Raw genomic sequence first — 5,096 nt, forward strand, 5'->3', positions numbered from 1 at the left:
CCCGCCCCCCCCCCCCCCCCCCCCCCCCGCGCCCCCCCCCCCCCGCAGGGGCCGCCCCCGCCGCCCCCCCGGCCCCCCGCCCCGCCCCCCCCCCCCCCCCACCGCGGCGCACTCGTACAGTGGATGCGTGACGCCCGCCAGACGCTACCGGTTCAGCGACCGGTTCATCCGCGTCGCCACGACCGTCCTGCTCATCGCGATGGCTGCGCTCGTCGCCGCGGGCTTCGCGCTCGGCTTCGCCTCGGACGGCGTCGAGGGCGAGGCCGGAGAGGTGCTCGGGGCGGTGGCGGCCGGTCTCGTGATCGGCGGCGTCCTCGTGCCTCTCGCGGTCGCCGCGGTCCTCGGCGGGGAGGCGGTGAAGGCCGGGTCCGGGTTCCTCGGGCTCGGTCTCGTGGCCGGCATCGCCGGCGTCGCCTTCGGCTCCGTCGACGGCACCCGCGCCCTGCTCGGCGCCTGGGCGCCGCTCGTGTTCTGGGGCGGGATGGTCCTGATCGCCGGATGCGCCGCAGGCTTCTGGCTCGTCGGGCGGAGGGCCGGAGTGCCGCAGTGGCTGCAGCTCCCCGTCCTCGGTTCGCCGCGCCTGCCGGTCCCGCGGCGCTCACGCCACCGCGCCGACCCCGAACCCGACCCCGAGCACCGCTGAGTGCGCCGACGCGTAACGTCTGCGGCGTGGCGCCGCGGGGCAGACGTTACGCGACGGCGCAGTTGCGCCTGCGCGGCGGCGGAGAGCACATCCGCAGGGCCGGCGCAATCCCCTGGTGCGGTTCGGGAGAGCGGGCTCTACTGGGTGCATGGACAGGAATCGACGCGCGCAACTGGTGCTGGACATCGGACGACGGCTTCTCGCCGGGCCGGTGATGGCGCGGGCCGAGGAGCTGGACATCCCGCTGATCGAGTGGCGATCCGCCGCGAGGGAGGCCGCCGCCACGCTCGGCCGGCCGCTCACGCTCTACACGCACGGCGACCGCGCCTGGGCGTCCCTGGCCGACGTCTCGCCGCGTCGCGCCGCCACGGCCGCCGCGGTCGATCCGGCGCTGGCCGTCGCCCGCCCCTGAGCGGCCCCTCCGCACCGCGGGCCCTACGCCAGCGCGCCCTAGGCTGAGCAGATGACCACCTGGGGAATCCTCGGCACCGGCGGTATCGCCGCGGCCATGACCGCCGACCTGCAGCTGCACGGCCACACCGTCGGCGCTGTCGGCTCGCGCACGCCGGAGTCGGCCGCCCGGTTCGCCGCCGCGCACGGCATCCCGCGCTCGCACGGCAGCTACGAGGAGCTCGTGGCCGACGACGACGTTGATGTGGTCTACGTCGCGACGCCGCATCCGCAGCACGCGCCGAACGCCCTGCTCGCGCTCGAGGCGGGCAAGCACGTGCTCGTCGAGAAGCCGTTCACGATGACCAGGGCGGAGGCCGAGCGGATCGCGTCGGCCGCGAGGCAGCGCGGCCTGGTGGCGCTGGAGGCGATGTGGACCAGGTGGCTTCCGCACATCGTCCGGATGCACGAGGTCATCTCCGACGGGACGATCGGCGACGTGCGCACCGTCGTCGCCCACCACGCCCAGCGGCTGAGCACCGACCCGGCGGGCCGGATGCTGGACCCGGCCCTGGGCGGCGGCGCGCTGCTCGACCTCGGGATCTACCCCGTCTCGTTCGCGTGGGACGTGCTGGGCGCACCGACCACCGTCCAGGCCGCATCCACCGCGACCGCGACCGGCGTCGACCGGCAGACCGCCATCCTGCTCGGCCACGCGGGCGGGGCGCAGTCCGTGCTCACCTGCGGCCTCGATGCCCGGGGCAGCAACGACGCGGTCGTCGTCGGGACCGAGGGCCGCATCGAGCTGGACCCGTTCTTCTTCTCGCCCACCTCGTTCCGCGTGCTCGACAGCGAGGACCGGCTCCTCGAGCGTTTCGAGGCGACGGTCACCGGACGCGGGATGCAGTACCAGGCACAGGCGATGGAGCGGCTGATCGCGGCGGGCGGCGCCGAGGACCCGCGCATGCCGCTGAGCCAGTCGGTCGAGATCATGGGGACGCTCGACGCCGTCCGCGAGCGCATCGGCCTGGTCTACCCCGGCCTCTGACACCTGTCGCAGGCGTCAGGCGTGCAGCAGCACCAGCACGTGGTAGACGACGTAGGCCGGCCAGACGATCGCCTGCAGCAGCCCGAGCACGACGCCCCAGAACGACCCGTCCGACACCGAGACGAAGTAGATCGCCGCGCCGATGTACGCGAGCAGGAAGACGAACCCCCACGGCCCCGCCCGCTCGATCACGCGCGTCCTGCTGCCGTCCCCCATCGCCGCCTCCTCACATCCCGTGCATTCTCCCGCGCTCCGGGCGCCCACGTCCAGGGTCGGTCCCGCGCTCCGGGCGCCCGCGTCCAGGGTCGGTCCCGCGCTCAGGCCGGCGGCGCCGTGCTGGCCCGCCGGATGAGCCGGGTGGACATGCGGACGTGCGTCGCCTCCGGCGTCTCGCCGTTCATCAGCGCGACCACCATCTCCGCAGCCGCCGCGCCCAGCTGGCCCATCGGCTGCCGCACCGTCGTCAGCGGCGTGGTGAACCGGGACGCCTCCGGGATGTCGTCGAAGCCGACGACCGAGAGGTCCTGCGGGACGCGCAATCCCAGCTCCGCCGCCACCTCGATCACCACGATCGCCGACAGATCGTTGGCGGCGAAGACCGCCGTCGGAGGGTCGGCGCGGGCGAGGAGCCGGCGCGCGGCCTCGCGCGTGCTCTCCGGCTCGTAGTTGCCGACCGCGATGAGCGCGGGGTTGAACGGGATGCCGGCTTCGGCGAGCGCACGCCGGTAGCCGGCGTCGCGAGCCGCAGACGAGCGCAGGTCCGGCCGGCCGGCCACGAAGCCGATCCGCCGGTGGCCGAGCCCGACCAGGAAGGTCACGGCGTTGCGCGCGCCGCCGAAGCTGTCTGACTCGATGGTCGGCAGGTCCGCGCGGCCGGTGTGCGGGTCGATCGCGACGATGGGGACGTCGGCGCTCACGTTGACGACGGTCGGCGTGACCATGATCACGCCGTCGATCAGCGTCCCGGAAAGCCTGCTCAGCGACCGCCGCTCCCAGCCCTCGGGAGAGAGCTGGCGGCTGCCGCTGTAGGCGAGCAGGTCGTAGCGGGAGTCGCTCAGCGCGGCCCCGACTCCCTTGAGGATCTCCGCGCTGAACGGCTCGAAGTCCGCGACGAGCACGCCGATCACGCCGGTCTGCCGCGAGCGCATGCTGCTCGCGACGAGGCTGGACTCGTAGCCGAGCTCCTCGACAACGTGCAGGACGCGCTCGACCGTGCGCGCGGCGACGCCGTACCGGCCGTTGACCGCCTTCGACACCGTCGCGGCGGAGACGCCCGCGGCGCGCGCCACGTCGTTGATGGTCGGTCGCTGTCCCATAGCCGAGCAGCCTAGCAATCTCGAAAAGGTTGTTGAAATGGATTTCGAAAACGTTTGACACCACCGGAATCGGTTGCGACACTCGTCAGCGTCCGGGTCAGCCCGGATCCCCTGCGAGACGCGCCGGGTCGTGCCGACGAGGCTGTGCACGGCCCTGAAGCGCGCGCTCGAGACACCGGGGCATCCGTTCGGATGCCGCTCAACGAAGAGAACAGGTTGAATCACATGAAAGCGACGAAGCTCCTCATCGGGGCGTCCGTCCTGGCTATCGGCTCGCTCGCGCTGAGCGCGTGCAGCGGGACCTCCGACAGCTCGAGCGACGGCAAGGTCAGCATGACGCTCTGGCAGAACTCGACGACGGGTCCCGGCCAGCAGTACTGGAAGGACGCGATCGCGGCCTTCGAGAAGGAGAACCCCAAGGTCACCATCAAGATGCAGTCGATCCAGAACGAGGACCTCGACGGCAAACTCCAGACCGCGCTCAACTCCGGGGACGCACCCGACATCTTCCTGCAGCGCGGTGGCGGCAAGATGGCCGCGATGGTGCAGGCAGGGCAGCTGATGGACCTCACCGACAAGGTGTCCTCCGACACCAAGAAGGTCATCTCGGAGGGCTCCTTCAAGGCGGAGACCTACCAGGACAAGGTCTGGGCGATGCCGCTCGCGGTGCTGCCCGGCGGCCTGTTCTACAGCAAGGACCTGTTCGCGAAGGCCGGGATCACCGGGGCTCCCGCCACCATCGACGACCTCAGCGCCGACGTGAAGAAGCTCAAGGCGACCGGTGTGGCCCCCATCGCCCTGGGGGCGAAGGACGCCTGGCCGGCCGCGCACTGGTTCTACTGGTTCGCGCTGCGCGAGTGCTCCGGCGCCACCATGGAGAAGACCGCCGACTCGAAGAGCTTCAGCGACCCGTGCTGGACGAAGGCCGCCCAGGACCTCGAGGACTTCGCCGCGCAGAAGCCGTTCAACGACGGCTTCCTGACCACCTCCGCCCAGCAGGGCGCCGGTTCCTCCGCCGGCCTGGTGGCCAACCACAAGGCCGCCATGGAACTCATGGGCGCCTGGGACCCGGGCGTGATCGCGTCGCTGACCCCGGACCAGAAGCCCCTGCCCGACCTCGGCTTCTACCCGTTCCCCGAGCTGTCCAGCGCGGGCAAGGGCGAGCCGGGATCGATCATGGGCGGCGTCGACGGCTACTCGTGCTCGGCCAAGGCCCCCAAGGAGTGCGCCGACTTCCTGAACTTCATCGCCTCCACACCGCAGCAGACCGCCTACTACAAGGCGTTCAACTCGCCGCCGGTGAACACCGACGCCCAGAAGCAGGTCACCGAGCCGTACCTGAAGGACGTGCTCGCCGCATACAACAAGGCGCCGTTCGTCTCGCAGTGGCTGGACACCGTGCTGGGCCAGAACATCGGCAACGCGCTCAACGTCGCCGTGGTCGACATGCTGGCCGGCAAGACCGACGCCAAGGGCATGATCCAGGCCGCGAACGACGCCGCGAAGAAGGGCTGAGAGGCCCGCTGTGAGCAACACCCGCGAGAAAACCTCGGCCGACCGCGTGCCGACGGCGGATCTCGCGCAGCACGACGGGAGCGGCGCAACCGCGTCGCTCCCGTCGCAGCCGCGCCGCCGCCGCGGCGCGGGCTGGGGCCTCCGCGCCGAGATCCTCCTCCTGGCCGGCCCCGCCGTCATCGTC

The 5,096-nt window shown here is 72.1% G+C and carries 6 protein-coding genes; 4 read left to right on the forward strand and 2 right to left on the reverse strand.

The window, feature by feature from the left end; translation table 11 throughout:
• Positions 1–127 precede the first annotated feature (127 nt).
• From ACTHMF_RS06570 to ACTHMF_RS06580, 3 genes are all read left to right on the forward strand, one after another.
• Complete coding sequence (locus ACTHMF_RS06570; RefSeq protein ID WP_440316782.1) at positions 128–643, forward strand: hypothetical protein; 516 nt, start codon at positions 128–130, stop codon at positions 641–643.
• A gap of 148 nt (positions 644–791) precedes the next feature.
• Entirely contained in the window at positions 792–1,055 is a 264-nt protein-coding gene (locus ACTHMF_RS06575) for a hypothetical protein (RefSeq protein ID WP_440316783.1), read from the forward strand.
• A 51-nt stretch (positions 1,056–1,106) separates the two neighbouring features.
• Entirely contained in the window at positions 1,107–2,081 is a 975-nt protein-coding gene (locus ACTHMF_RS06580) for a Gfo/Idh/MocA family protein (protein WP_440316784.1), read from the forward strand.
• A 15-nt stretch (positions 2,082–2,096) separates the two neighbouring features.
• On the opposite strand, the gene ACTHMF_RS06585 is transcribed toward ACTHMF_RS06580, so the two are convergent.
• Positions 2,097–2,297 (reverse strand): hypothetical protein, encoded by a 201-nt coding sequence (locus ACTHMF_RS06585; protein ID WP_440316785.1) that lies wholly within the window; start codon positions 2,295–2,297, stop codon positions 2,097–2,099.
• A 101-nt stretch (positions 2,298–2,398) separates the two neighbouring features.
• A complete protein-coding gene (locus ACTHMF_RS06590; RefSeq protein ID WP_314147097.1) occupies positions 2,399–3,397 on the reverse strand; it encodes a LacI family DNA-binding transcriptional regulator in 999 nt (332 codons plus the stop codon).
• A 225-nt stretch (positions 3,398–3,622) separates the two neighbouring features.
• On the opposite strand from ACTHMF_RS06590, the gene ACTHMF_RS06595 reads away from it, so the two are divergent.
• Positions 3,623–4,912 (forward strand): ABC transporter substrate-binding protein, encoded by a 1,290-nt coding sequence (locus ACTHMF_RS06595; RefSeq protein WP_314147098.1) that lies wholly within the window; start codon positions 3,623–3,625, stop codon positions 4,910–4,912.
• Positions 4,913–5,096 lie beyond the last annotated feature (184 nt).

This window comes from Leifsonia sp. (genome assembly GCF_051955155.1).
Lineage (GTDB): Bacteria > Actinomycetota > Actinomycetes > Actinomycetales > Microbacteriaceae > Leifsonia.